A 21,849-nucleotide genomic window follows, 5' to 3' on the forward strand; every position below is an offset into this window, starting at 1 on the left:
GCATTCTCCCCAATCCCTGTTCGCGATGTGGGTAGGTGCGAGGGTACGAACAACATGCAAGGTAAGCTCACGGCGCTCGGCGTTGCACGTCTGAAGACGCCTGGCATGTACGGCGATGGCTACGGGCTGTGGCTGCAGGTAACTGGCAAAGGAGCCAAAAGCTGGATCTACCGGTTCACCTTGGCTGGGCGATCGCGCGAGATGGGCCTGGGCTCAGCTCAAACCTTCAGCCTCGCCGAGGCACGCGATCGAGCGCGCGAATGCCGGAAGCTCACCGCTGACGGAGTGGATCCCATCGAGATCCGCAAAGAGAAGCGGCAGCAGGAAGAACTAGAGGCCGCGCGGTCCGTCACCTTCATACAATGCGCCAAGGCCTACTTCGAGGCTCACAAGGCCGGTTGGCGCAATGCGACTCATCTGAAACAGTGGCCGGCCTCGATGGAGGCCTACGTCTATCCAGTCTTCGGCGATCTGCCGGTGGCGGCTATCGACACCGGTTTGGTGATGAAGGTTCTAGAGGGGATTTGGACCACGAAGGCAGAGACAGCAACGCGGGTGAGGGGGCGTATCGAGGTGGTGCTCGATTGGGCCACAACCCGCGGCTACCGGCGCGGCGAGAACCCGGCGCGCTGGAAGGGCCACCTCCAGAACCTGCTGCCGAAGCGATCGAAGGTGCAGAGGGTGAAGCACCATCCGGCACTTCCCTTTGACCAAATGCCTGCTTTCATGGCCGATCTCGCGAAGGAGCCTCGGGTCAAAGCGCGGTTGCTGGAATTCACCATCCTCACGGCAGCTCGTGCCGGCGAGGCAGCGAGTGCGCATTGGTCGGAGTTCGATTTGGAAGCCGCAATCTGGACCCTGCCGGCCGAGCGGATGAAGAGCGGCGCCGAACATCGCGTGCCGCTCTCCGAGCCGGTTTTAGCCATTCTGAGAGGCATAGAAAGAACAGGTAACCCGCTCGTCTTCTGTGGTCCCCAGAGCAGGGACCGCATCGACAACAAGCTTCTGCGCGACTTGCTCGCCAAGCTTAAAGGCCCGGGCCTGACCGTTCATGGCTTCCGTTCAACCTTCAGAGATTGGGTCGCCGAGCGCACATCGTTCTCTCGCGATCTGGCCGAGACGGCATTGGCGCATACAGTGGGCGGCACGACCGAGCGAGCCTACTGGCGATCCGATCTGTTTGAGAAGCGGCGCGAGTTGATGGATGCTTGGGCGGCCTTTACTACACGAAAATTTAAGTGCCGATGAGCCGTCTTCATAAGGAGCAGCTCATTGCTGCCTTTCGGCGGCTTAAACCGCGGCAGGATCTGACGGCCGAGGAGCTTGACCTCAAGATCGAGATCGCAGCCAATCTGCTGGCTGGGATCGGACCTGGAAGTGACAAGCCTCCGCCACCAGCCTTTCGCAAGGCCAATAATCTGGCAGCAATCGAACAGCTTAAAAAAGCTCGCGAACTCGCCCGCACTCTTTCGAAGCAAGTAGGTGACTTTCACGCGCCTACAATCCAAGCACTAGCCAACCAAGGAGTGTTGCGCGATCAATTGACCGATCTGATCAATAAACTGCAGATCTTAACCGAGGCGACCGGAGCAGCGCGCGTACCACAACCGACTGAACAACTGCGTCGTGGCAGACACAAGTCCAATCGGGTTGCTGGCATCAGAAATATTGTCTCGAATACCTACCTGTATATCAGCGGAAACGGCCCTTCAGTGAGCGGAGATTTCCTGCGCTTATCTATAGAGGTTGTCGGCATCCTTGACCTTGGCGTCAAGCCTGCTGGGTTTGCGCGATCGGCCTACAATGAGTTCCGAGCGAAACAGCAATCAGCCGCTGCCATGGAAAAAATAGCCTCAACGAGATGACTATTAGTTCCATTTAGACCGCACCAAATTGTCCTTGCTCCCCTGGAATTTCGGGGAGCTTCTCAAGGATAGCCGCCATGAACGCAATAGTTCAGGGCGCCGCAGGAGACCTGCGCGCGCCAACGGGGAAGCTTTTGCATCGTCGCAAGGATGCGATGGACATGCTCTCGACCAGCAACACATCCCTTCACCGTCTGATCAATCAGGGGAAGCTGAAGGTCGTTCACATCGGCCGATCGAGCTTCATCACGGACGAGAGCCTTCGGGCTTACGTCGCCTCACTGGTGCAGGAGGCCGCTTGAGTCATGAAGAAACCCGCGCATCGCGGGGCGACGGCGGGTCTCTCAAAGTGCGTCCGGCAAGATCGCTTTGAGGGATATGCGCCAACCGAGGTTCCTCGGCAAGCCCCCTATCTCACCACTCGTTTTGGATTGACGCCGTCTATGGCCAGCGTCGTCGCTGAGCTGGCGTTCAGCGTGACAGACCGTTGGGGGCGCACATGAGCGCCCCCTCCCTCTGCATCCTGGCAGTCGATCCGGGCCTCACCGGCGCAGTCGCCTTCTACTTCCCGGCCTATCCGGAGCGTGTGTCCGTCGAGGACATGCCGGTGGTGAACGGCGAGGTCGACGCGCACACCCTGGAGCAGCGGATCCGACAGCTAGGTCCGGCGCTCGCCGCGGTCGAGCGGCAGGGCCCGCAGCCGCGCGACGGCTGCAAGCAGGCCTTCGGCATTGGCGCTGCCTACGCCACGGCCAAGACCGTCGCCACCCTTTGCCACCTCCCGGTGCATTTGGTGACGCCGTCTGTTTGGAAGCGGCACCACGGCATACTCGGCGCGGCGGATCCGAAGGAGGCCGGGCGGGCGCTCGCCTTGCGCCTGTTCCCGGCCTCGGCCGCGAGCTTCAGCCGGAAGAAGGACCATGGGCGCAGCGACGCCGCTCTCTTGGCCCGCTTCGCTGCCGATACGATCAGCTGGGGCGGCGCCGAATGAACGCGCCCTTCCATAGCCCCGAACGGGCGGCAATGGCCGCTCACACCTTCGATGCCGTCGCCGAGGCCGCGTCGATCGCCGAGACTTACGCTCGGACGGCTGCTGAGTTCGCCGCTATCGGGGACAGGCGCGGCGTCGCCTACGCCCTCCGGTGCGCGGGGGCGGCGATCCTCAACGCCACCGAGATCGCCGCATCGCTCCAGCCCGCCGGCTCACGCGGAGGTGCCTGATGTCGGAGCGCTCCTACAACGGCGTCTCGATCGACCAGGCTGACCCGTTCTGCGGCTGGCCTGGTCCGGATCCGGATGCCATGCCGGAGGTCGGGCCGGTGATCCGCGCCCAGCCGTTCCGGTGGCGGGATCCGACGACGATCCCGCCGCGGGATTGGATCTACGGTCGGCATCTGATCCGCAGGTTCCTGAGCACCACGGCGGCGCCCGGCGGCGTCGGCAAGTCCAGCCTCGCACTGGTTGAGGTGATCGCCATGGTCACCGGTCGGCCCTTGCTCGGTGTGTCGGTACCGAAGCCGCTTCGGTGCTGGTATCTGAACCTGGAGGATCCGCTGGAGGAGATCGAGCGCCGCGTGGCCGCGATCTGCCTGCACTACGGGATCAAGCCGGCCGAGATTGAGGGGCGCCTGTTCCTCAACTCCGGCCGGACCACCAGCATCGTCATCGCCACCACCACCCGAGAGGGAACGAAGGTCGCCGAGCCAATGGTGGAGGGCCTGATCCGCGCCATTCTCGACAATCGAATCGACGTGCTGGTGATCGATCCCTTCGTCAGCTCGCACCGAGTCACCGAGAACGACAACGCCGCCATCGACATCGTGGCCAAAGCCTGGAACCGCGTCGCGGAGGATGGCCGCGCCGCTGTCGAGCTGATCCACCACGTCCGCAAGGGCCAGAGCGGCTCCACGGGCGAATACACGGTGGAGGACGGCCGCGGGGCAGGTGCCTTGCTCGCCGCCGCCCGTAGCGCCCGGGTGCTCAACCCCATGACCAAGGAGCAGGCGGACCGCGCCGGGCTGCCGACGAACCGTGGCTACTTCCGTTCCGACAACGGCAAGGCGAACCTCGCCCCGCCACCCGAGCGCAGCGAATGGTTCCACCTCGTGCCGGTCGACCTCTGCAATGGCCCAATCGGCGGAAGCGATCATGTCGCCGTCGTCGAGCCCTGGCAGTGGCCTGATCTGCTGGAAGGCCTGACGGTCGATCACCTTCGCAAGGCTCAGCGCGCTCTCGCGAACGGCCGGTGGCGTGAGAATGCCCAGTCCAAGGAGTGGGCCGGCATCCCGATCGCCGCCGCGCTTGGCATCGACCTCGACGCCGTTGGCAGGAATCGGGTGAAGTCGATGCTCCGGACATGGATCGACACCGGCATGTTCGTGGTCGTCGAGGGCACCGACGAAAAGCGCAACAAACGGTCGTTCGTCGAGGTAGGTGAGGCAGCCTAAAACGGGGGTGAACTGCCCCGCCACACCTTGCCCCCCCCTAAAGGGGGTGGGGCAGGTGTGGCAGTGGGGCAAACCACCCGAGGCGCCACACCGCCCCACCTTGCCACGCCACACCTTTTAATGGTGGGGTAGGAGGATGGAAGACGAGCCCAGTTAGTCGGCCGATAGACGCAACAAAGCCGGGCGGTAGCCGCTAGGATGACGGTGACCGGCTACAGGGGCAGTAGGGCGAGCTGATTGCTCGAAGCGCTGTGGGCTCGGTTCTAAAGTGGTGTTGAGAACGTGGCGGGAGACGGCGGCCGCTCCGCTCGAAAAACCTGACGCAGGCACCGCGCCCCCTCGAAAACCCATGTCGGCGGATGCGCCTTCCGCCGCCGAGCCCGAAAAGCATCGCAACATTAGTGCGTTGAGTTTCGGCATGGCCAGCTACCCACATGCTGGCCCACGATCGCGGGTGTTTCTAACCCGATCTGGCGCTGGTCCTACGGCTTCGGCTTCTGGCTCGGCGGGGCCGACTGATCGGTCTGCGGCTCCATCTTGGACGAGTCCGCTTTCGTGGGCGTGTTGTTCTCGGCCTTCTTGTCGTCGCAGCCGGCCACGCCGACGGCGAGCAGGGCGATGAGAGCGAGGGGCTTCACGGCATTCATGGCGGTCTCCAGCCTGTCCGGTGTAGGGCGCGGTGAACGCCGGGCGGATCAGGACCGTTCCGGCGCCGGCACTGCCGCGCCTCTAGGACCGGACACCGCCGCGTCTATCAATGCGCAAATACAAAGCCATTGATCACGAACAGAACGCCCGCGAACGCCTGGGAACGCCAGGGAACTATACTTGCGGATATTGGACAGTTCGACAGATCTGCCCTATATTTAGCAGCTCACAGTCGAGCGCCTGAATGTCGTTCCAAGCACAGCCCGCCACTACACGCTCGCCCAAGCAGCGCTCTGCGCTCGCCAACGGTAGCCGGCCGTTCCTCGTGACCGTGCCGGGCAGCACCGAGGCGGCACGGCACTACAAGTCCGTCTTGGACGAGGTAGAGGCCGAGCGCGGCGGCAAGGCTGCCATGTCGGTCACTCAGCGCGAGGCGGCCCGCGCCTATGCTGGGCTGGCGGTGGAGTTGGCCAAGCTGCACGCGGCCATGGCGAGCGGCCAGAACGTCGATCTGGAGGCCCTGGGTCAACTGGGCGACCGCATGGACCGCCAGGCCCGCCGCATGGGCCTTCCGAAGGCTCCAGAGCGGCCGAGCGTCCGCGAGCGCTACGCCAGGCGCCCGACATGAACACGGCTTGCCGCCCCCTCTGCACAATGCGTGAGGCCCTGGCCGATCCCGCCATCTTCGCGGAGATCCTCCCGGGTGAGACCTGGGCGCCGTGGCGCGCCATTCTGATCGCCTCCCGGGGCGAAGCTCTGACCGACGACGAGCGGGCGATCTTCACAGCCCTGACCGGTCGCGAGCGCGAGCCCGAGCGCCCTGTTGACGAGCTGTGGGGCATCGTGGGCCGCCGCGGCGGCAAATCCCGCGCCTTCTCCGTCCTGGGCGCCTACCTCGCGGGGCTGGTGGACTACGCTGCCGTCCAAGCCCCGGGCGAGCGGATCAAGCTCCCGATCATGGCTTCGACCACGGTCCAGGCTGCCAAGATCTTCTCCTACATGCTCGGCCTGTTTGAGCACTCCGCTGAAATGCGGGACATGGTGGACGAGGATCCAACCGCCGACACGATCCGGCTAAAGGCCGGCGTCGACATCGAGGTTCGGCCGGCGAACTACAGGACCATCCGCGGAGAGACGCTGGCGGGGTGTTTGGCCGACGAGGTGGCCTTCTGGCACCTGGAGAACAGCGCCAACCCTGACACGCTGATCCTCGACGCGGTGCGGCCTGGGCTGGCGACGACCGGCGGGCCGCTGTGCGTGCTGTCGAGCCCCTATGCCCGGAAGGGCGAGCTGTACCGCACCCACCAGCGGGATTTTGGGCCCAATGGCGATCCGGCTGTTCTGGTGCTGCGGGCGCCGTCGCAGACCATGAATCCGAGCCTGGACCCGGCAGTGGTGAAGCGAGCCTACACCCGGGATCCGGCTGCGGCCTCGGCCGAGTACGGCGCCGAATTCCGGGTGGACGTGGAAGCCTTCATCAGCCTGGAGGCGGTGCAGGCGTGCATGGCGGGCGACCTGCTGGAACGCGCCCCGGCCCCCGGTCTGTCCTACCAAGCCTTCTGCGACCCGTCCGGCGGCGGCGCCGACAGCATGACGCTGGCGATCGGCCATTCGGAGAACGGCATCGCCCACCTCGACGCGGTTCGGGAGATGTATCCCGGCGGCTCTCCGGACTCTGTGGTCGCCAGCTTCGCGGATCTCCTGAAGATCTACGGCCTCGGCTCGGTGACGGGAGACCGGTACGCGGGCGAGTGGCCCCGGGAGCGGTTCCGGGCGCACGGGATCACATACGAGGTGTCCGAGCGGTCGAAGTCCGACATCTACCGCGAGTTCTTGCCGGTCCTGAACAGCCAGCGGTGCAGCATGCTGCCGGTGCCGAAGCTGGAACAGCAGCTTGTCTCTCTAGAGCGGCGCACGACCCGCGGCACGGGCCGGGACATCATCGACCATCCGCAGGTGAAGGGTGCGCACGACGACGTGGCGAATGCTGTTGCTGGCGTCCTCGTGCTGCTCGCGTCCAAGCCGTCGATCCTCGAACTCTACGCACGACTAGCCGGAGACGCTGCATGATTGTGAAAGGCAAAGACTTCTATGGGCATTTCGTCGTTGACGGGGTGCCTATGATCCGTAGCAAGTACGGGGACGCGCCTGTCTCTCAGATCCGCACCCCTACCAAGGACTGCGGCAACGGCCCGTGCACCTGCGGCGGTCATGGTCACGTACATCAGGTGCACGCCAACGACCGCGAGGCCCGGCAGGCGGCCCGCCGGGCGGCTTTCGCGGACGCCGCCCGTGCCGGTGTCGCGGAAGCCTGGCTGAAGGTCGAGCAGGCTACCCGATTGCGCGCCTTCCTCCAGTCCGGCCGGAGGGCTCGCTGATGGCCTACCTCGACCGTATGGGGCGCGAGGGCGTTCGCACCCTTTCTGATGACGGCAAGATCGCCACGCCGGAGCAACTCGCCGAGCGGCGCGCGCGGATCGCGGAGCGTCAGTTGCGAGAACAGCCGATCCGGGCCTTGCCGGCGCCGGAGAGCGACATCGGGAATGAGGCCGAGCTTCGCGACCGTCTGCGGCTCGCCATCGCCGAACGCGCCCTGCGGGACGCGGACTATGCCAGTTCCGTCGAGGCTGCCGAGCGCGGACGCGAGTTGCACCGGCAGGCTGTTGCAGCAGTCGAGGAAGCCGCAGCCGGGGTAAGCCGGCTCGGCGCTGACCTCGCGGACCAGATCGCTCGCTGGGCCGAAGGTGGGGGAAGCGTCCCCCACCCTACGGCGGACGACAGTGGCGAGGCGCACGGCCGGCACGTAGGGGCGCAAGCCCGTGTGGCGTCGGCCGAGCAGGCGTGTATGGCCCTGGCGGCGACCGCTACGGCCCGGAAGCAGGCGGCTGCCGATGCCAGGCTCCGGGTTCAGCAGGCCGTTTACCGCGTCGTCACCCGGGATGCGGAGGTGATCGCCCGGCGCGTCGAGGCGATGCGGGCAGAAGCCGATGCCTTAGCCGGCAGCCTCGCTCAGATCGGGGCGCACTTCGGGCCGAACGCTGTGCTGGGCGCTCCGCACCAATCCGCCACGGCCCGCGTGGTCGGGGGGGCGGTACAGGGCCCCCGCATCGTCGGGATCGAGACGGCGACCAATCGGCGGATGCGGGAGGCGTGGGGCGCCTACGTCCAGGCGCTCGCGACCGATGCGGATGCCCGGCTGAACTTGCCGGAGTTGGCGCCGGAATAGAGATCCGGGCGGATGCCGGGGTGCCTTTCGGACGGGTCGGGCACTTTGACGCCGTTCGGCAGCTCGGGTTCGTCACCTGCGCGGCGCCAAGTCGTTGAGTGGCGCTGTCTAAGTAACCGCGACAGAGGAACGGGGTACTCCATCCCTCAGATCCTCACGACGAAGCCTCCGGCGCGCGCGACGTGCCGGGGGCGCCCTGACTGCCGAGAGGCCAGCCAATGACACTCCAGTACCTTCGGAAGATCAGCCTGACGGTGCAGGGAAGCGCCGGGCAACGCGACTTCTCGCAGCTCCGTGTCGTTTTTCGCACCGAGCAGCAGACCCGGCAGACGCCGAACACGGCCGAAATTTACATTTACAACGTGTCGCGCGCAACGGCGCAGCAATTTGTAGATAAGGAATATACCCGCGTAGTCTTAAGCGCAGGGTATGAGGGCAATTATGGAATTATCTACACCGGCAACATCAAGTTTTCTCGTTTTGGTCAAGAGACACCGGTCGATAAGCGTCTAGACATCTTTTGTGGAGATGGTGACGAAGCGTATAATTATGCGGTGACAAACAAGTCTCTGCCGGCGGGCTGGACGCACATGGATGTGGTGACCGCGGCGCTCGAACCGATGAAGGCCTACGATGTGGCCCGCGGATACATCGCCGGATTGCCCGACACCAAGTTTAACGGACCGCGCATCCTTTTCGGTGCGTCGAAGGACATCCTGCGGGACACGGCCAAGGCCACCGGTACGGAATGGTCGATTCAGAGCAGCAAGCTCCAGATCTTGCGGACGGATGCGACGCTCCCCGGCCCCGACGTGGTGTTGAACTCCGAAACCGGTCTGATTGGTCTGCCCACTCAGACACCCGGTGGCTTTATCGTCCGGTCTCTCATCAATCCGCGCGTCACGCCTGGCAGTGTGCTCAAGATTAATAACGACTCTATTCAACGTGCGTCGCCCGATCTCAGCTTGCACAGCGAGCCAATCAACGCGCGCATACCTTCGATTGATAGTAACGGCAGATACAAAGTCTACGTCATAAATCGGATTGGCGACACCCACGGCGGCCCGGGCGGCCCCTGGTTCAATGAGATGACCTGTTTGTCGGTTCAGGGCGGCGTCTTCCCGCAAAACTTGCGTCAGTACATTACGGATTGAGGTGAAGCATGGCTGACGATGTTTTGCAGTCCCTGTGGATTGCGATCGGCTTCAAAGCAGACGATGGCAGCCGCAAGGTCGCCGAGAAATCGGTACAAGACTATCAGGATGCTGTCGTCCGCGCCGAGAAGGTGATCGAGGACGCCCGCTGGGCCGGCACGAAGACCGAAGAGGAGGTGGCCAAGCTGACCCGCGAGACCAACCTGAGGCTCGCCAAGGAGGCGTTGCAGAAGGCCAAGGATGAGGAGGCTCGCCGGGTCAAGGCTGACCGTGACCAGCAGGCCGCGATTAAAGCCGGCAAGGAGCGGGTCGGGGATTTTCTCAAGGTCGTCGTCGGCGTCGCGACCGCCATCGAGGCGGCAGCCCTGGGCGTGCATGCCGGCGTGGTCCGCATGGCGCAGTCGTTCGATGCGCTCCAGTTCACCAGCCAGCGCACCAGCACCACCGTGCGATCGATCCAGGCCATCGGTTATGCGGCCTCGCAGATGGGCAGCAGCGTTGAAGGCGGAATATCGTCGTTCGAGAGCTTTGCCCGCAAGCTTCAGGAGCCGGGCTACTACGAACTACTCGAGCGGCTGGGTATCAAGACGCGCGATGTCATGGGCAAGCGTGTCGAGGCCGATAAGCTCTACCATGACTTTGGGAAGAAACTCGGCGAGAAGCCAATCTTCCTCCAGCGCGATTACTTGAACGATTTCGGCATCACCGATGAAAAGGCGGGCCGAGCACTAATCAACGGCATGGAAGGATTTGAGAAAGAGTACAACGAAAAGCTGAAGCGCACCGGCCTGGATCCCGACAAGGCCGCGAAGGATGCTGCCGCCCTTCAGCGCACCTTCGGTTCGCTGGGCGCCAGCCTCGACATCATCGGCCAGAAGGTCGCGTCTCGCTTGTTCGACGGCGAGAATAATGCCTTTCAGAAGTTCATCGGATGGCTGGACGATCACGGCGACCAGATTGCCGAGGTGATGAGCCGTATCGCGCAAGTTGTGCTCGAACTGGCGAAGGCGCTCCTTGAGCTCATCACCAGCCCGGAGGCGAAGAAATGGTTTGAGACCATGCTTTCGGCCTTTGGGGATTTCGACAAGGAGACCGGAAAGTTCACGGCTAACGTCGACAAGATGAAGGTCGCGCTCGGTCTTCTCGGCGCCTACGTGGCGACGGACTGGATCAAGAAGATCCTCGGTGCCTTCGGGCTGCTCGGTGCCGGATGGGCCGGTCTGCTCAGAACGTTCGGCATCCCGATCGCTATCGGCGCGGCCGCAACCGGCCACGGATACCAGACGCCGGAGGAGTATCAGGACAGCCTCAAGACCGACCCTGAGGCCAAGGCGTTCGATGACGAGCGCAAGGCGCAGGGCGGCGGCCTGGGGCGGCTGCTGAAGCGCGGCTACAACGCGGTGAGGCGTGCATTGGGCGGCGGCAGCGCCGAGGCGCATACCAACGGGGGCGAGGCTGCGGCGCTCGACGGCAGCTACACCGGCAATGATGGCAGGCGGGCCGCGCGGGGTCGGCTGTCGGCTGCGGGTGCACAGCGCGTCGCATCCTGGATGGAGTTCCTGCAACGGCCAGTCGCCGAGGGTGGCGAAGGTATGCCCCAGGGCAAAGCAATGGCGATGATCGCCACCATGCAGGGCGAGAGCGGCCTGAACCTCGATCCCGGCGGTCCGGACGGCGATAGCGGTCACGCTCACGGCACCGCACAGTGGAGCGACGCCAACGGCAACCCGCGGTTCCCTCTGCTGAAGAAGTACGCTGCATCGCAGGGCAAGGATTGGAGAGATATGCAGATCCAGCAACAGTATCACCGAATGGAGATGCTGGGGCTACCCGGGGCTGTGAGCCATAACCACGCGTATCGGGCGATTATGGCTGCCCCCTCAGACAATCAGGCCTTGTACGAGGCCATCGCCAAATTCGAAAACCCGCAAAAGCACGATCTCGCCTACCAGATCCGCAAGCCTTTCCTTGACCGTTTGCAACGTGGTGACGCCGTCGCGGCAGCACCGGCCGCGCCCGTCACACCGGCGCCAAAGCCGGTCTCCGTTCGCGACGTGCTACCGAACGGCCTGCCGCCTGTGTTCCAGAGCGGCAACGTCCCAGCCTTCGCCATGCCGACCGCGCCGAGCATGTCGACCTCCGACTACAGCCGGACGAACAACATCACGATCAAGCAAGGCGACCTGACAGTGAACGGCGGTCAAGAGCCGCGGCAGATCAGCGAGATATTCAAGTCTGCACAGGGCTATCACACGTCAGATACCATTCGTAACCTTAGGCCGATCTTGACGTGAGGCCGCATGTCGAACGTCATCGCGTTCCGAAAAAAGTTCGAGCCCGAGCGGTTCCCCGTCTACGAACTGAGTTCGGCGATCGAGTACGACGAGCTGTGGTGCGTCTTCGCGGGGCCCGGTGCGCGGCTCGCGCTCCTAGTCGAGAAGGGCGAGGGGCCGACGCCGTTCTACCTCGCCCTGCACGATGGCGCTGGCGGCAAGGCCATGTGCCTGCGGATCTGGGACCCGATCGAGGCGCACGACATGGGCGACGACGCGCTAGTGAACCACTGCATCATGGTCGGCCGGGCGCTCGTGCACACGCACGACGTGCTGGGCCTGCGCATCCCGGCAGGATAGCCGCCGGGGTGGCGGGGTCGAGGGGCTACGGGCGGATCGCGGGGGCGAAACGAGCTACGGCGAAGGCGATGCCGGCGATCCCTATAAGCGCCAGCGTCAACGTTCCGAACGTGAGCGCGATCATCTCTTTGGTCGTCGGAAGCGCCTTCGCCGTAGCTTCGACGTTGCCGATTTTTCCGGTCAGTGTCGCTAGCGATGTGGCGTCGGCTGTGCGATCGACCCGACCTTCGAGGACCGCGAGTTTGGTGTCGATCGGTCCGAGTCGGCGCTCGTTGTCGATCCGCAGATCCGTGATGGCTTTGGTCGTTTCCTTCGCCTCGGCGCGGCCCTCCACGAGCATGCTGGAGATGCCGTCCAGCTTTGCCAGGATGGCCCGATGACCTTCTTCCAGAGCCTCAATGCGAGCGTTCATGTCGTCCGGCGGATCTCCGCTCCCCCTACCACCGCGCGTTGGGTTGCCTCCCCAAGGTAGGGGCCGGCCAGTGATTTTGCTAACCGGGCTGTCAGACATCTGAGGAGCCCCCCTGCGCCGCCTGCGACCGCTTCTGCTTCAAATACTCGTAAATTGGTCGCTCAAGAAATGTTTTCAAATTCCCGCAATTCGTGCATTGGAGCAATACGACTGGCAAAACAGCATCCGTCTGAAAGTTGCTGGTGTCCTGGATCACAAAGCCAGGAACCTGCGCATTCCTCTCCGTCAATACGTCCCAATTCGTGTTTTCGCATAATTCGCATGCTTTATTCTTTAATTTATCATCAAAATATTCGATAGCATCATTGAATGGGACGCTAGGATATTGCGCGCCGCTCTTGACGGTTTCGTCGCTCATCGTGACGCCCGGCTCGCGATTCCACTGACGATGCGAGGCGAGATGCCTCTACCCTACGCGCAAACACGACAACCCCGCCGCCTGCCGGGCGCGGGGTGGTTTTGTCATTGTCCTGGGTGAGGCTTGAAAACCTTCGCGACGGGCCTTGCCGGGCTAGCGTCGCAAATCTGTAAGTGGAATCTCAACACCTTGCTGGGTGAAGAAGCCCCGTTAGACGTGCTCATCTCCCTGTGAGCCCGACCGATTCACCATGCCGGGAGTACCGTGGCACCGTCAAGAGCAATCTTGGCGGGACATACAACAGCCCCTGGGGGTGAAGGTCACGGTGCACGTTCCTACAGACGTGTTCTCAGCCACCCGCCCCCTCGCCGTTCTCGTCGATGAAGATGGCGCCGGCGGCTTCAAGGGCGGCCTACTGGCGAGGCGTAGACGCGGAAGGCTGTGGGCCCATGGGCTGACCGGGCACCTGCGGAGACGGCTGGGGTGATGTCGGGCCAAGCGAGCCTTGATCGTTCTGCAGGGTTTGGTTCGCCTTGGTCTGGATCTGATCAGCAGTCTGCTGGCTGATCAGACCGTAGGAAACGGCCACTGCCAGAGCGATGGCGACGACCGCGCCGATGATCGTCTTGGTAAGCTTAGGCGACATCGGCTCATCCTTCTCATCGGTGTCGCCTCGCTCACGAGGCGGGGATAGGGTCAGTGCCGCACAGGCGACACGACGCCCGTGAAGGGTGCCAAGCCATCCGCTTCTAACATCGAGGTGAATGCGTCGTAGGCCTCCTGGTCTGACGCGAAGGTCTCAGCCCAAGCAGTAGGGCGACCAGACGACAGGTCGACCACGACAAGCTGCCAAGGATCATGCGTCCCGGCATACCGGTAAATCTCGACATCGACAGTCTCGCCATCTTGGCTGAATGAGCCGGATAAAGGCGAGTGTTCCAGGTCGTGATTGTCTAGATCTAGGTCCGGCATCCTTGGCTCCGCTAGGATCGCTTCGCCCTCAATCCTTCCTCGACGAGGCGGCGCATGGAGTCAGCGTTATTGTGGATCGTACATGCGCTCATCCTTGTCTTCGTAAGATGAGTCAGCACCAATCCGGCAGGGGGAGATATATTCCAGATTGGTCGATGGATAGCAATAATCACCGTGCGCACAGTAGCTGATCCGACCGCTCTGTTTCTGAACGCGCATTTGCGTGATCGGCCCGAATTGAGAGCCTGCCCTCATCACGCTCTCTGGACTTTCGATAGCGCCAGTCGGCTTGATGACACGCATCATGCACCGTTCGGTCTTGGCCTGAGCTGCGCCGCCGATCACCGCCGCGAGTGAGGCGGCGAGCAATATGCACCTCATTTCAGATAGCCCTTCGCCTTCAGGTGCTCGGTGAGGATCTGGCGGATGGCCTCGGCCCTCGACGGCGGTGGGCTCGGCTGGTCGTCTCGCCAGCTTTCGACGGCTGCAACAAGCTCAGGCGGCATCCGGATGCCCTGATGCGGCGTGACGCCGGTTGCCGGACGTCCGCGTTTTTTCTGGGTATCAGGAATTGACATCCACATGATTTCCTGGGTATCAGAAAAGCGGGCCGAGGGGAAGCTGTAACTTCCGTCTCAGCCCTGACCACCAACCGCACCAGGAGTGCAGTTCATGGCTATCCATCACCCTACACCGCCCCTCGGCGGCGGTGAACGCCCGCGCTTGCCTTCGGCACAGGTAGGACCTGTCACACAGGCCATCCGCACGATGCGGACCCCAACTTGGCATCTGCATGCCGCCGATCAAGCTATCGCCGCGATCCAGGATGGGCTGGACCGGCACCTGGCCCAGGCGGCCAATCCAGTTCTGGATCCGCGCGAGTTCACCCGCGGCATCCGTGCCCTGTCTCGCACCGAGGTTGAGGATCTCGTCGGCGGCCTGATCGATCTTCTCGACGCCTGGGACGGCGACCCCGACGCAGAGCCCACTCTTGGCGCCCCGGAGCCGATCGTCGCGGCCGGTTACGGACAGGTGCGATGCGCCGCGACGGATCAGGCCAACTGGGCTGACGGTGCCACGCATGACGGCGAAGATGATGCCGGCGAGAACCGGGAGGAGGAGAACGAGCACGGCGGCGACATTCAGGATGAGCCGCACGATCCGCAGCCGGACGACGTGTTGCGGCGGATGCACGGTTGGGATCCTCACGTCGCTGATGGCGCCCTAAAGGCCCGCCGAGAAGCCGAGGCGATGCGCGCCCGCAAGGATCGGGAGGCGCGCGCATGAGCCGGCATCCCGCGTGGTACGCCATCGATAGGATGGAAAACGACACGACGGATCTGTGTCGCTGGGCGAGCGTGCTTAACCGCATGGGTTGTTCCCAAGACCCTATCGACCCGGAGGACGTGTTCGTCATCAGCAAGGTCTTGTCGAAAATCGGCAAGCGCCTCGACGCCAATCGCCGTGAGGCTTTCGAAGCGGCGAGGGGGCAGCAATGACAGCCTCCACCCGCCGCGCCGCACTCGGCGCCATCCTCGCCGCTCCGCTGACAGGAGGGGCTGTCATGGCCCTCCCTTCCGCCTCGCTGCCGCCCTTTGCGCCGTCCGACCTCGTTCAAGCTTGCGATTGGGCCGTCCAGCACCGGGCATGGATCAACAAGGCTGCGGTGGCCGAGGGCTGGGCCGACGAACGCTTAGATCGAGAGTGCGGCCGACACGAAGCTATCGTGGCTCGGGCTGCCGAGGAGGTCTCACGAAGCCCCGCCGATCTGGCGGCGAAAGCCCGCCTGCTGCTCAACGAGTGGTCCGACACGGGCCTGTTAGAGAGCACCTACGGGGACGAACGGCTCGCGGCCACCATCCTGCAGGAGGTGATCAAGCTATGCGCCTAATCTATGCCTTCCTCGCGGTCCGGATGCTCAGGCTCGCCCGCTTCGACCTCGCCCGGTCCGAACGCCTCTACCACGATGGCGATGAGGCTTTCGAACGATCACAGGATCGAGTGCGCCAAGCAGAGGCCTTGGCCAATCGGGCGGATCTGCCGTCGCTTGCCTCGATGCTTTGAGGATGCGCGTCAGCTCACAAAAGAAAGGCCCGGCAGCGGTGTCATCCGCTTCCGAGCCCTCGGACGATGTCGCCAGCAGCGACTGCCCGGTCATTACATGCGGTGGTGCCCGCGCCGATGCATCATGTGACGCATACGGCGGATCGGGTGCCAGCGAACGTCGACGATGCTGTCGTGGGCGCCGGTTACAGCGACGGCCGGGGCCGGGCTGAGAGGGGCCGCCGAGGCAGACGTCGAGAGAGCTGCGGCGCCGAGCGTGGCGAGCAGGGCCGCGGTGATCATCGATGTGCGCAAGGAATGTCTCCTCTCGTACCGCCACCGGGAGCGGTGGCATCTCACGGGCCGTGCAAGGCGCAGATCCTTCCACGGTCAAGCTAGGAAGCCTGGCGCTTGACCGATGGTTCCGAGGGCGCGGCCACCAAATGATCGGGATTGATTTCGCCCCTCACGACCATCGCTCGCGCATCCAGTGCGGGCTTACCCCTTCGCTACACACACCGTGATGGCGGACGCACCGGCGAAAGGACGGCCAGCATCGGCAATCGCCTTAGCTGCCGCTTCGCAGGCCTCTTTGGTGTTGAACTCGACGGATCCGACCGACGCGCCTGATCCGGCCAGCATGATGATGAGCACGTAGACCAACGCATCCTCCTCAGTTCGAGGATGTCACCTACGCCAAAGTGCACCACTCGCGCATCCGGTGCGGGTGTGCCGTTCCCCGCCATACCGCAAGGGTCTCACGAAGCTGCACAAAGGCCGTGGGTTCAGATGTGGGTACGCTCACCCGCCTAACAGGTAAGATACTGATGAATAATGGCAAATTCCCCTCACGCCGAGGATGCTCCTGCCGGGGACCTTGTCGGAGGAGGGCGCCCTGCGCCGCGAGATCTTCACCCTCGGGCAGGTGGGCGACCTGAAAAAGTTCGAGGCCCTGGCGATCCAGTACCTGCGCCGCTTCCCGCACTCGATCTACGCGGGGAATTTCCGCCAGCGCCTCGCCTATCAGCTGACGAAGCTGGATTTCGGCCAGGACGAGGGGCGCTTCGCCGCGCTCGGCCGGATCCTGGACGAGCTCGGCCCCGAGAGCCGGAAGGACCTGTACCTGCTGATCGCCCGCACGGCGATCCAGGAGGGCAAGACGCGCTCGGCCCTCCTGGCCGCCGACCGGGCCTTCGCCCTCTGCCCCCCCGAGAGCCCGGAGGCGCTCCAGGCGCGGCTCTACCAGGCCGCCGCCGAGATCGTGAGCCTGGCGACGTTCCAATCCGGGCTGCGGACCCTGAAAGCCATCGACAGGTCCAGGCTGCCGCGGCGCGACACCCTCCTCCTCGATACCGCCCTGGCGACGGCCGAGGAGATCCGGCGGGGGCTCACCGGCAAGCCCGGCCTGCCGGAGGCCGACACCGCCGCGGCGAAGCCGGCGCAGGCCGCGGCGGCGGCCGACGAGCCCGCCAAGCTGATCCCCCGGGCCCAGGCCATGATCGACCGGATCGATCTGCTTCTGAGGAAGGCGAACCCGTGAACCCGATCTCCGCCACGGTCCAGAAGGCGATCCCGCAACCCGATCGGGACGTGTCGCCCCCGCAATCGGAGGCCGACGCCCCGAACGCGCCGGAAACGGGCGCCAAGCGGGGCTTCTCGGCCGCCCTGCGCGCGGCCTCGGGCCGGCCGGCGGCCCCCCGGGGCGACAGCGACACCGGTGAGGCGGCCGAGCCGGACGGGATTGCCGGGACGGCCGAGTCCGTGCCGGCGGCCCAGGCACTCTTGGCAGCGCCGCCATCCGCAGCCGATGCGGCCAACGCGACAGCGGCGATCCTCGCCAACATCCTGAACGCCGTGACACCGGCGGGCGCTCCCGCGGCCCCCACGGCGGGGGGGCCGGCGGGCGCTCCGGCGGCCGCCACGGCGGGCGACGCGAAGAGCCGTCCCGGAACCGCGGGCGCAGCGGCGGTCGGGGCCACCGGGGGCGATGCCGCCGCGATCGGCACGGCCGCCTCCGCACCGGCCGCGACCGCCGGCTCCGGAGCGCTCCCGGCGGCCGGAACCATCCTGGGGGCGGCGAACACGGCGACCGCGCGGCCGGAGGGGATCGATCCGGGCCGCCTGCCCAGGGTCGCGGTGCTCGACCGGGCGGTCCACTTCAAGCCCGTCGTCGCGAAGCCGATCTTGCGCCCCCCGGCGCTCGCCACACCGCCGGCCCCGGCCTCCGTGGACAGGACCGGGGCTAGGCCGCAAGCCGCCCAGGCCGGATCGCCGGCGCTGACCGCCACCAAGCCTCAACCGAACCGGGCCGGGTTGCCGGAGCTGGTCGCCGCCGCGCCCGGGGCGCAAGCCCTGAGCCTGCCCCAGAACCAGGGCGCACCGGCCCCCGATCCCGCCGGTGCGGCGGCCCGGGCGGCCGGTGCCGGACTGGAGAAGGCGGATGTCACCGCCCTCGCGGATACCCGTGCGATCACGGGAATCGCCAGGACGGGGCTTGCCTCCGCCGGGGGATCCGAGGCGGCGGACGCCCCCGGCCCGACCGGGCTGGACGGGACCGCACCGAGCCTGCCCGCCGGCGCCCTGCCGACGATCGCGGCGGCCATCAAGGACGAGATCGACCGCGCCGCCGCCACCGATTCGGCACCCCGGGTCCAGGCCGATCCGGCGGTCCGGACCGGCCCAGACGGTCCGGTGCGCGTGCTCAGGATACAGCTCAGGCCGGAGGATCTCGGGACCGTCACGGTGGAGTTGCGGCTCACGAACGGCCAGCTCGAAACGCACCTGCGCGCCTCGCAGCCCGAGACGGCGGCCCTCCTGCACAGGGACGCGGCGATCCTCACCGATCTGCTGAAGCAGGCCAACTACCAGGCCGAGGTCACCGTCGCCCAGGCGCGCCCGGCCGAGGCGGGGGGCTTTTCCGGCAACGCCCCCGCGCAGGGGCAGCCCGGCTTTTCCGGGGGCGCCCGACCGGGCCAGGGCGGGGACAGGCAGCGACAGGCGGACCAGGGTCCGGCCGCCGGCAGACGGGAGGGAGAGCGGGGAGATGACACGATACGTCCTCGCGACGGCGGCGTTTATCTGTAGCGCGGTCCCGGCGGCGGCAAATGTCTGCGAGGCCGAGATGGGCCGCGCCTCCGCGCGCTACGGCGTGCCCCTCGGCGTGCTCTACGCCGTCGGTCTCGCGGAGACGGGCAAGCGCGGCTCCCTCCAGCCCTACGCCATGAACATCGAGGGCGCGGCCTATTTCGCGACCGGGCCAGGGGACGTGATCGCCCGCTTCAGGGAGGCGCGGCGCAGGGGCGCGCGCCTGATCGACCTGGGCTGCATGCAGATCAACCACCATTACCACGGCGGCAAGTTCGGCTCGGTCGAGGCCATGATCGACCCGCACGCGAATGTCGACTACGCGACGCAATTCCTCCGGGCGCTGAAGCAGCGGGAGGGCAGCTGGACGCTGGCGGTGGCGCGCTACCATGCCGGGCCGCACAACGACGCGGCGCAGAAGGTCTATGTCTGCCGGGTGATGACCAACATGGTCGCGACGGGCTTCGGGCAGTGGACACCGGCCGCGGCGCGGTTCTGCCGGTGAGGCCGCGCGGCGGATCGGGCTCCGCCGGGGGCCACGATCACAGACCCCGACAGCTTCCGTAGCTGATCTTGATCTCGGTGCGATCTTCCGGGTTGAGCTGGGCCTCGACGAAGTTCAGCTTGATCAGGTCGATCAGGAAAAAATAGACACCGTTCTGGCACTTGATCGCGTTGTGCGGCGAGCGTTCATTCAACCGCGGCGATGCGGGTTGGCACTCGTAATAGTCCGAGCGTCCGGCGGAGATCACGGTCAGCAGGCCGCCGCTTGAGACCAGGGAGAAGGTGCGGGCCTTCTGCGGTGGCGGCGGCGGTTTCGTCCCCTCCGGCACGGCGGCGGTGTCGAGACCGACCGATGCCGCCTCCGTACAGGTCAACGGGCGGCGCAACTGGGACGCCGATGGCGTGATGCTCAGCAGGAGGAGCGCACCGGCGAGGGCTACCCGGTTGGCAATCATCGGCGTGACATCCGTGATTCGTGGGTAGATTCTACCGACAAGCTAGACCGTCGCCGCCCGGTGTAAATGCCGCATGCCCGGCCAGCCGGGTCGATCAACAGTTTCCCGGCGGCATTCGATGGATTTCGATCAGTGACTCATGGTCGATCCGGGATCTTCGGCAGCATCCGGCCGGCCAGCACCGAGGACCACCCGGTCTTCATCGCCCCCCGGCGGCTTCGGGCACCGGGCGCCCGCGAGACGCAAAACCGCCCGGCGCAACGTCGTTGTCCGACAGCCGGCGGCGGCCTTTCGGGACGAGGCTCTACTCTTCGGTATCGTCCGGATTGTCGTTGGCGGCGGGGTCGACTTCGCACCGGGCCGCGAGGGCGAGTCCGATTTCCATCAGCAGCAGCCGCGACAGGAGTTGCATCATCGGCGTACCGTGCGATCCCATCAGCCGGTGGGCGCGGATGGCGGCTCTCACCATGCGGTCAAAACCGTCGTCGTCGGGCATGGCGCTGCCATAACCTGATCGCCCGCGGGAATACAACCTTACGGTTGTACGCCTTTTCGGCAACGGCCGCGGCGACGGGGCGGCCGAGCCCCGCTCGCGACACCGGGCCCGTTGCCACGGAGACCCGGCTCCGATCGGGACGCTACGGCGCGGCCGCCGTCGGGGCCGCCGCGAAGGTCGGGATCGACGCGGGGGCCGCCGCCGTCTCGGGCTTGGCCGCGCGGGCGTCACGCTTCTCGTAGAAGGCGTTGCCGCCGGCTTCGGCCACGTAATGCATGTTGGTGTAGGCGTAGTGCCGCCCCGCGGTGTGGAAATACATCGCCTTGCCGACCTGCGGGTGACGCTCGCCCGCCAGGACGGCGTCGGCGGCGTCGGCGACCTTCTGGAGGTCCTTGTCCTGCATCGGCTTGGTCAGGACCCCCGCGGCGAACTGGCCCGGCTGGCCGACCACGGCACAGATGCCGCCCGGAAAGATCGCATTCTCCAGCCGGTTCATGACCACGGTGCCGACCGCGATCAGGCCGCCCTCGTCGCTCCGGTTCGATTCGAAGTACATGGCCCGGCCCAGGCAATCCCGCTCGGCATCGCTGACGGCCACCGGCGGCTTGTGGCCGGGGATCGATCCCGTCGTGAGCACCGGCGCGGCCGTATTGCAGGCCCCCAGGCCGCAGGCCACGGCCACCAGGACAGGAATGATCTTCGTCCGCTCGCTACCCTGCATGCAGGCCCGCTCCGTTCTGCGTCGTCCGCGTTCCGCTGCGCCTCGGCGCCGGGCAAGCTTGACGGCACGTTCGCGGCGAGGATGTGGCGCGGGTCCGGGACGCCGGCCGGGCCCGGTCGTGTCGCCGAAGAGCCACAGCGGCGGTCGACCGGTCACGGCGGTCCTGACGCGGCGGACCGCCCCTTCAAGGCCGGCCCTGGCCGGTGGCCAGGATGGTCACGCCCACGGCGATCACCGCGATGCCCGCCAGCATCGTCGGGTTCACCGTCTCGCCATACAGCCACGCGCCGCCGATGGCGGCACCGATCATGCCGATCCCGGACCAGATCGCGTAGACGACGCCGATCGGCAACATGTCCATGCTGGTCGACATCAGCCACAGGGCGGTCCCGTAGCCCGCGGCCACGATCAGCGTCGGCCCCGGCCGGGTGAAGCCGTCGGCCGCCTTCAGCGCCAGGGTGGCGGTGACCTCCGCGCCGATGGCGAGCCCGAGGATCAGGAACGGATTCATGGCACGGCGAACTTTCTGCGCGGGACGGCTACGTGAATGCGACGCGGGACGCGTGTAGAGATCTGCCTCGAATCGGAAGCCCCGGCAGATGAAGGATCGCGCCGCCGCGGCACGTCCGATCCGGTTCGTCGACAGGATGTTGTCATCGACAGGACGCCGCCCGATACGTCTCCACGGAATCCATGAACATTTCCGAACCGCCGTCCCACCGAACCTTCGGAAGTCTTTCGCCCGCCGACGGAGTGGGGCTTTCGTTAAGC

At 65.6% G+C, this 21,849-nt stretch carries 32 protein-coding genes; 20 read left to right on the forward strand and 12 right to left on the reverse strand.

Annotated features, from left to right (window positions below):
- Positions 1-54 precede the first annotated feature (54 nt).
- The 6 genes from AC3IF3_RS24260 to AC3IF3_RS24285 all read left to right on the forward strand — a co-directional run bounded on the left by AC3IF3_RS24260 (position 55) and on the right by AC3IF3_RS24285 (position 4,312).
- Complete coding sequence (locus tag AC3IF3_RS24260; RefSeq protein ID WP_489230590.1) at positions 55-1,248, forward strand: tyrosine-type recombinase/integrase; 1,194 nt, start codon at positions 55-57, stop codon at positions 1,246-1,248.
- Entirely contained in the window at positions 1,239-1,865 is a 627-nt protein-coding gene (locus AC3IF3_RS24265) for a hypothetical protein (RefSeq protein ID WP_489230591.1), read from the forward strand. The genes AC3IF3_RS24260 and AC3IF3_RS24265 overlap by 10 nt, the downstream gene beginning before the upstream one ends.
- A gap of 77 nt (positions 1,866-1,942) precedes the next feature.
- Complete coding sequence (locus tag AC3IF3_RS24270) at positions 1,943-2,167, forward strand: helix-turn-helix domain-containing protein (RefSeq protein ID WP_489230592.1); 225 nt, start codon at positions 1,943-1,945, stop codon at positions 2,165-2,167.
- A 197-nt stretch (positions 2,168-2,364) separates the two neighbouring features.
- Entirely contained in the window at positions 2,365-2,856 is a 492-nt protein-coding gene (locus tag AC3IF3_RS24275) for a hypothetical protein (protein WP_489230593.1), read from the forward strand.
- A gap of 32 nt (positions 2,857-2,888) precedes the next feature.
- Positions 2,889-3,086 carry a hypothetical protein gene (locus tag AC3IF3_RS24280; protein ID WP_489230594.1) on the forward strand — a complete coding sequence of 66 codons (198 nt, stop codon included), beginning with the start codon at positions 2,889-2,891 and terminating at the stop codon, positions 3,084-3,086.
- The gene (locus AC3IF3_RS24285) at positions 3,086-4,312 is read left to right on the forward strand and encodes an AAA family ATPase (protein ID WP_489230595.1); all 1,227 of its coding nucleotides are present in this window, start codon (positions 3,086-3,088) and stop codon (positions 4,310-4,312) included. Before AC3IF3_RS24280 ends, AC3IF3_RS24285 begins: the two co-directional genes overlap by 1 nt.
- 482 nt (positions 4,313-4,794) lie before the next feature.
- Here the strand turns inward: AC3IF3_RS24285 and AC3IF3_RS24290 are convergent, their stop codons facing one another.
- Positions 4,795-4,959, reverse strand: coding sequence for a hypothetical protein (locus tag AC3IF3_RS24290; RefSeq protein ID WP_489230596.1), 165 nt, complete (start codon positions 4,957-4,959; stop codon positions 4,795-4,797).
- A 245-nt stretch (positions 4,960-5,204) separates the two neighbouring features.
- Between AC3IF3_RS24290 and AC3IF3_RS24295 the strand changes: the two genes are divergently transcribed.
- From AC3IF3_RS24295 to AC3IF3_RS24325, 7 genes are all read left to right on the forward strand, one after another.
- Complete coding sequence (locus tag AC3IF3_RS24295; RefSeq protein WP_489230597.1) at positions 5,205-5,588, forward strand: hypothetical protein; 384 nt, start codon at positions 5,205-5,207, stop codon at positions 5,586-5,588.
- Positions 5,585-7,030, forward strand: coding sequence for a hypothetical protein (locus AC3IF3_RS24300; protein ID WP_489230598.1), 1,446 nt, complete (start codon positions 5,585-5,587; stop codon positions 7,028-7,030). The genes AC3IF3_RS24295 and AC3IF3_RS24300 overlap by 4 nt, the downstream gene beginning before the upstream one ends.
- Positions 7,027-7,338: a hypothetical protein gene (locus tag AC3IF3_RS24305; RefSeq protein ID WP_489230599.1), complete on the forward strand. Its 312-nt coding sequence runs from the start codon at positions 7,027-7,029 to the stop codon at positions 7,336-7,338. The genes AC3IF3_RS24300 and AC3IF3_RS24305 overlap by 4 nt, the downstream gene beginning before the upstream one ends.
- Positions 7,338-8,186 carry a hypothetical protein gene (locus AC3IF3_RS24310; protein ID WP_489230600.1) on the forward strand — a complete coding sequence of 283 codons (849 nt, stop codon included), beginning with the start codon at positions 7,338-7,340 and terminating at the stop codon, positions 8,184-8,186. The genes AC3IF3_RS24305 and AC3IF3_RS24310 overlap by 1 nt, the downstream gene beginning before the upstream one ends.
- Positions 8,187-8,404: 218 nt before the next feature.
- Positions 8,405-9,340: a phage protein gene (locus AC3IF3_RS24315; protein ID WP_489230601.1), complete on the forward strand. Its 936-nt coding sequence runs from the start codon at positions 8,405-8,407 to the stop codon at positions 9,338-9,340.
- An 8-nt stretch (positions 9,341-9,348) separates the two neighbouring features.
- Complete coding sequence (locus AC3IF3_RS24320; RefSeq protein WP_489230602.1) at positions 9,349-11,634, forward strand: phage tail tip lysozyme; 2,286 nt, start codon at positions 9,349-9,351, stop codon at positions 11,632-11,634.
- Between the two features lie 6 nt (positions 11,635-11,640).
- Positions 11,641-11,973 (forward strand): hypothetical protein, encoded by a 333-nt coding sequence (locus AC3IF3_RS24325; RefSeq protein ID WP_489230603.1) that lies wholly within the window; start codon positions 11,641-11,643, stop codon positions 11,971-11,973.
- A gap of 25 nt (positions 11,974-11,998) precedes the next feature.
- On the opposite strand, the gene AC3IF3_RS24330 is transcribed toward AC3IF3_RS24325, so the two are convergent.
- From AC3IF3_RS24330 to AC3IF3_RS24350, 5 genes are all read right to left on the reverse strand, one after another.
- Entirely contained in the window at positions 11,999-12,385 is a 387-nt protein-coding gene (locus AC3IF3_RS24330; RefSeq protein WP_489230604.1) for a hypothetical protein, read from the reverse strand.
- Between the two features lie 91 nt (positions 12,386-12,476).
- Complete coding sequence (locus AC3IF3_RS24335) at positions 12,477-12,803, reverse strand: hypothetical protein (protein WP_489230605.1); 327 nt, start codon at positions 12,801-12,803, stop codon at positions 12,477-12,479.
- A 412-nt stretch (positions 12,804-13,215) separates the two neighbouring features.
- Positions 13,216-13,449: a hypothetical protein gene (locus AC3IF3_RS24340; RefSeq protein WP_489230606.1), complete on the reverse strand. Its 234-nt coding sequence runs from the start codon at positions 13,447-13,449 to the stop codon at positions 13,216-13,218.
- A gap of 392 nt (positions 13,450-13,841) precedes the next feature.
- Positions 13,842-14,144 (reverse strand): hypothetical protein, encoded by a 303-nt coding sequence (locus AC3IF3_RS24345; protein ID WP_489230607.1) that lies wholly within the window; start codon positions 14,142-14,144, stop codon positions 13,842-13,844.
- A gap of 8 nt (positions 14,145-14,152) precedes the next feature.
- Complete coding sequence (locus AC3IF3_RS24350) at positions 14,153-14,353, reverse strand: hypothetical protein (protein WP_489230608.1); 201 nt, start codon at positions 14,351-14,353, stop codon at positions 14,153-14,155.
- Positions 14,354-14,447: 94 nt separating this feature from the next.
- Between AC3IF3_RS24350 and AC3IF3_RS24355 the strand changes: the two genes are divergently transcribed.
- Genes AC3IF3_RS24355 through AC3IF3_RS24370 form a run of 4 tightly spaced genes read left to right on the forward strand, consistent with a single transcriptional unit; the run spans position 14,448 to position 15,839 of the window.
- Positions 14,448-15,062 (forward strand): hypothetical protein, encoded by a 615-nt coding sequence (locus AC3IF3_RS24355; protein WP_489230610.1) that lies wholly within the window; start codon positions 14,448-14,450, stop codon positions 15,060-15,062.
- Positions 15,059-15,274: a hypothetical protein gene (locus AC3IF3_RS24360; RefSeq protein ID WP_489230611.1), complete on the forward strand. Its 216-nt coding sequence runs from the start codon at positions 15,059-15,061 to the stop codon at positions 15,272-15,274. Before AC3IF3_RS24355 ends, AC3IF3_RS24360 begins: the two co-directional genes overlap by 4 nt.
- Positions 15,271-15,666 (forward strand): hypothetical protein, encoded by a 396-nt coding sequence (locus AC3IF3_RS24365; RefSeq protein WP_489230612.1) that lies wholly within the window; start codon positions 15,271-15,273, stop codon positions 15,664-15,666. The genes AC3IF3_RS24360 and AC3IF3_RS24365 overlap by 4 nt, the downstream gene beginning before the upstream one ends.
- A complete protein-coding gene (locus tag AC3IF3_RS24370) occupies positions 15,657-15,839 on the forward strand; it encodes a hypothetical protein (RefSeq protein WP_489230614.1) in 183 nt (60 codons plus the stop codon). The genes AC3IF3_RS24365 and AC3IF3_RS24370 overlap by 10 nt, the downstream gene beginning before the upstream one ends.
- Before the next feature lie 93 nt (positions 15,840-15,932).
- On the opposite strand, the gene AC3IF3_RS24375 is transcribed toward AC3IF3_RS24370, so the two are convergent.
- Both AC3IF3_RS24375 and AC3IF3_RS24380 read right to left on the reverse strand, forming a co-directional pair.
- Positions 15,933-16,133 carry a hypothetical protein gene (locus AC3IF3_RS24375; protein ID WP_489230615.1) on the reverse strand — a complete coding sequence of 67 codons (201 nt, stop codon included), beginning with the start codon at positions 16,131-16,133 and terminating at the stop codon, positions 15,933-15,935.
- A gap of 183 nt (positions 16,134-16,316) precedes the next feature.
- Positions 16,317-16,481, reverse strand: coding sequence for a hypothetical protein (locus tag AC3IF3_RS24380; protein WP_489231390.1), 165 nt, complete (start codon positions 16,479-16,481; stop codon positions 16,317-16,319).
- Positions 16,482-16,677: 196 nt separating this feature from the next.
- On the opposite strand from AC3IF3_RS24380, the gene AC3IF3_RS24385 reads away from it, so the two are divergent.
- The 3 genes from AC3IF3_RS24385 to AC3IF3_RS24395 are packed head-to-tail and all read left to right on the forward strand — an operon-like array spanning position 16,678 to position 19,407.
- A complete protein-coding gene (locus AC3IF3_RS24385) occupies positions 16,678-17,358 on the forward strand; it encodes a hypothetical protein (protein WP_489230617.1) in 681 nt (226 codons plus the stop codon).
- The gene (locus AC3IF3_RS24390) at positions 17,355-18,902 is read left to right on the forward strand and encodes a flagellar hook-length control protein FliK (protein WP_489230619.1); all 1,548 of its coding nucleotides are present in this window, start codon (positions 17,355-17,357) and stop codon (positions 18,900-18,902) included. Before AC3IF3_RS24385 ends, AC3IF3_RS24390 begins: the two co-directional genes overlap by 4 nt.
- Positions 18,862-19,407 carry a transglycosylase SLT domain-containing protein gene (locus tag AC3IF3_RS24395; protein WP_489230620.1) on the forward strand — a complete coding sequence of 182 codons (546 nt, stop codon included), beginning with the start codon at positions 18,862-18,864 and terminating at the stop codon, positions 19,405-19,407. Before AC3IF3_RS24390 ends, AC3IF3_RS24395 begins: the two co-directional genes overlap by 41 nt.
- Positions 19,408-19,444: 37 nt before the next feature.
- On the opposite strand, the gene AC3IF3_RS24400 is transcribed toward AC3IF3_RS24395, so the two are convergent.
- The 4 genes from AC3IF3_RS24400 to AC3IF3_RS24415 all read right to left on the reverse strand — a co-directional run bounded on the left by AC3IF3_RS24400 (position 19,445) and on the right by AC3IF3_RS24415 (position 21,589).
- Positions 19,445-19,861 carry a hypothetical protein gene (locus tag AC3IF3_RS24400; RefSeq protein ID WP_243967372.1) on the reverse strand — a complete coding sequence of 139 codons (417 nt, stop codon included), beginning with the start codon at positions 19,859-19,861 and terminating at the stop codon, positions 19,445-19,447.
- 304 nt (positions 19,862-20,165) lie between these two features.
- A complete protein-coding gene (locus tag AC3IF3_RS24405) occupies positions 20,166-20,357 on the reverse strand; it encodes a hypothetical protein (RefSeq protein WP_489230623.1) in 192 nt (63 codons plus the stop codon).
- A gap of 142 nt (positions 20,358-20,499) precedes the next feature.
- Positions 20,500-21,078, reverse strand: coding sequence for a cell wall hydrolase (locus AC3IF3_RS24410; protein WP_243967369.1), 579 nt, complete (start codon positions 21,076-21,078; stop codon positions 20,500-20,502).
- Positions 21,079-21,262: 184 nt separating this feature from the next.
- Positions 21,263-21,589, reverse strand: coding sequence for a DMT family transporter (locus tag AC3IF3_RS24415; protein ID WP_243967368.1), 327 nt, complete (start codon positions 21,587-21,589; stop codon positions 21,263-21,265).
- Positions 21,590-21,849 lie beyond the last annotated feature (260 nt).

Source organism: Methylobacterium sp. J-118, from assembly GCF_057836565.1.

Excerpts from the sequence above, each read along its gene's own strand:
- AC3IF3_RS24260 (WP_489230590.1), top strand. The coding sequence starts at position 55 with ATGCAAGGTAAGCTCACGGCGCTCGGCGTTGCACGTCTGAAGACGCCT.
- AC3IF3_RS24270 (WP_489230592.1), top strand. The coding sequence starts at position 1,943 with ATGAACGCAATAGTTCAGGGCGCCGCAGGAGACCTGCGCGCGCCAACG.
- AC3IF3_RS24275 (WP_489230593.1), top strand. The coding sequence starts at position 2,365 with ATGAGCGCCCCCTCCCTCTGCATCCTGGCAGTCGATCCGGGCCTCACC.
- AC3IF3_RS24280 (WP_489230594.1), top strand. The coding sequence starts at position 2,889 with ATGGCCGCTCACACCTTCGATGCCGTCGCCGAGGCCGCGTCGATCGCC.
- AC3IF3_RS24285 (WP_489230595.1), top strand. The coding sequence starts at position 3,086 with ATGTCGGAGCGCTCCTACAACGGCGTCTCGATCGACCAGGCTGACCCG.
- AC3IF3_RS24290 (WP_489230596.1), bottom strand. The coding sequence starts at position 4,959 with ATGAATGCCGTGAAGCCCCTCGCTCTCATCGCCCTGCTCGCCGTCGGC.
- AC3IF3_RS24295 (WP_489230597.1), top strand. The coding sequence starts at position 5,205 with ATGTCGTTCCAAGCACAGCCCGCCACTACACGCTCGCCCAAGCAGCGC.
- AC3IF3_RS24300 (WP_489230598.1), top strand. The coding sequence starts at position 5,585 with ATGAACACGGCTTGCCGCCCCCTCTGCACAATGCGTGAGGCCCTGGCC.
- AC3IF3_RS24305 (WP_489230599.1), top strand. The coding sequence starts at position 7,027 with ATGATTGTGAAAGGCAAAGACTTCTATGGGCATTTCGTCGTTGACGGG.
- AC3IF3_RS24310 (WP_489230600.1), top strand. The coding sequence starts at position 7,338 with ATGGCCTACCTCGACCGTATGGGGCGCGAGGGCGTTCGCACCCTTTCT.
- AC3IF3_RS24315 (WP_489230601.1), top strand. The coding sequence starts at position 8,405 with ATGACACTCCAGTACCTTCGGAAGATCAGCCTGACGGTGCAGGGAAGC.
- AC3IF3_RS24320 (WP_489230602.1), top strand. The coding sequence starts at position 9,349 with ATGGCTGACGATGTTTTGCAGTCCCTGTGGATTGCGATCGGCTTCAAA.
- AC3IF3_RS24325 (WP_489230603.1), top strand. The coding sequence starts at position 11,641 with ATGTCGAACGTCATCGCGTTCCGAAAAAAGTTCGAGCCCGAGCGGTTC.
- AC3IF3_RS24330 (WP_489230604.1), bottom strand. The coding sequence starts at position 12,385 with ATGAACGCTCGCATTGAGGCTCTGGAAGAAGGTCATCGGGCCATCCTG.
- AC3IF3_RS24335 (WP_489230605.1), bottom strand. The coding sequence starts at position 12,803 with ATGAGCGACGAAACCGTCAAGAGCGGCGCGCAATATCCTAGCGTCCCA.
- AC3IF3_RS24340 (WP_489230606.1), bottom strand. The coding sequence starts at position 13,449 with ATGTCGCCTAAGCTTACCAAGACGATCATCGGCGCGGTCGTCGCCATC.
- AC3IF3_RS24350 (WP_489230608.1), bottom strand. The coding sequence starts at position 14,353 with ATGTCAATTCCTGATACCCAGAAAAAACGCGGACGTCCGGCAACCGGC.
- AC3IF3_RS24355 (WP_489230610.1), top strand. The coding sequence starts at position 14,448 with ATGGCTATCCATCACCCTACACCGCCCCTCGGCGGCGGTGAACGCCCG.
- AC3IF3_RS24360 (WP_489230611.1), top strand. The coding sequence starts at position 15,059 with ATGAGCCGGCATCCCGCGTGGTACGCCATCGATAGGATGGAAAACGAC.
- AC3IF3_RS24365 (WP_489230612.1), top strand. The coding sequence starts at position 15,271 with ATGACAGCCTCCACCCGCCGCGCCGCACTCGGCGCCATCCTCGCCGCT.
- AC3IF3_RS24370 (WP_489230614.1), top strand. The coding sequence starts at position 15,657 with ATGCGCCTAATCTATGCCTTCCTCGCGGTCCGGATGCTCAGGCTCGCC.
- AC3IF3_RS24385 (WP_489230617.1), top strand. The coding sequence starts at position 16,678 with ATGCTCCTGCCGGGGACCTTGTCGGAGGAGGGCGCCCTGCGCCGCGAG.
- AC3IF3_RS24395 (WP_489230620.1), top strand. The coding sequence starts at position 18,862 with ATGACACGATACGTCCTCGCGACGGCGGCGTTTATCTGTAGCGCGGTC.
- AC3IF3_RS24400 (WP_243967372.1), bottom strand. The coding sequence starts at position 19,861 with ATGATTGCCAACCGGGTAGCCCTCGCCGGTGCGCTCCTCCTGCTGAGC.
- AC3IF3_RS24405 (WP_489230623.1), bottom strand. The coding sequence starts at position 20,357 with ATGCCCGACGACGACGGTTTTGACCGCATGGTGAGAGCCGCCATCCGC.
- AC3IF3_RS24410 (WP_243967369.1), bottom strand. The coding sequence starts at position 21,078 with ATGCAGGGTAGCGAGCGGACGAAGATCATTCCTGTCCTGGTGGCCGTG.
- AC3IF3_RS24415 (WP_243967368.1), bottom strand. The coding sequence starts at position 21,589 with ATGAATCCGTTCCTGATCCTCGGGCTCGCCATCGGCGCGGAGGTCACC.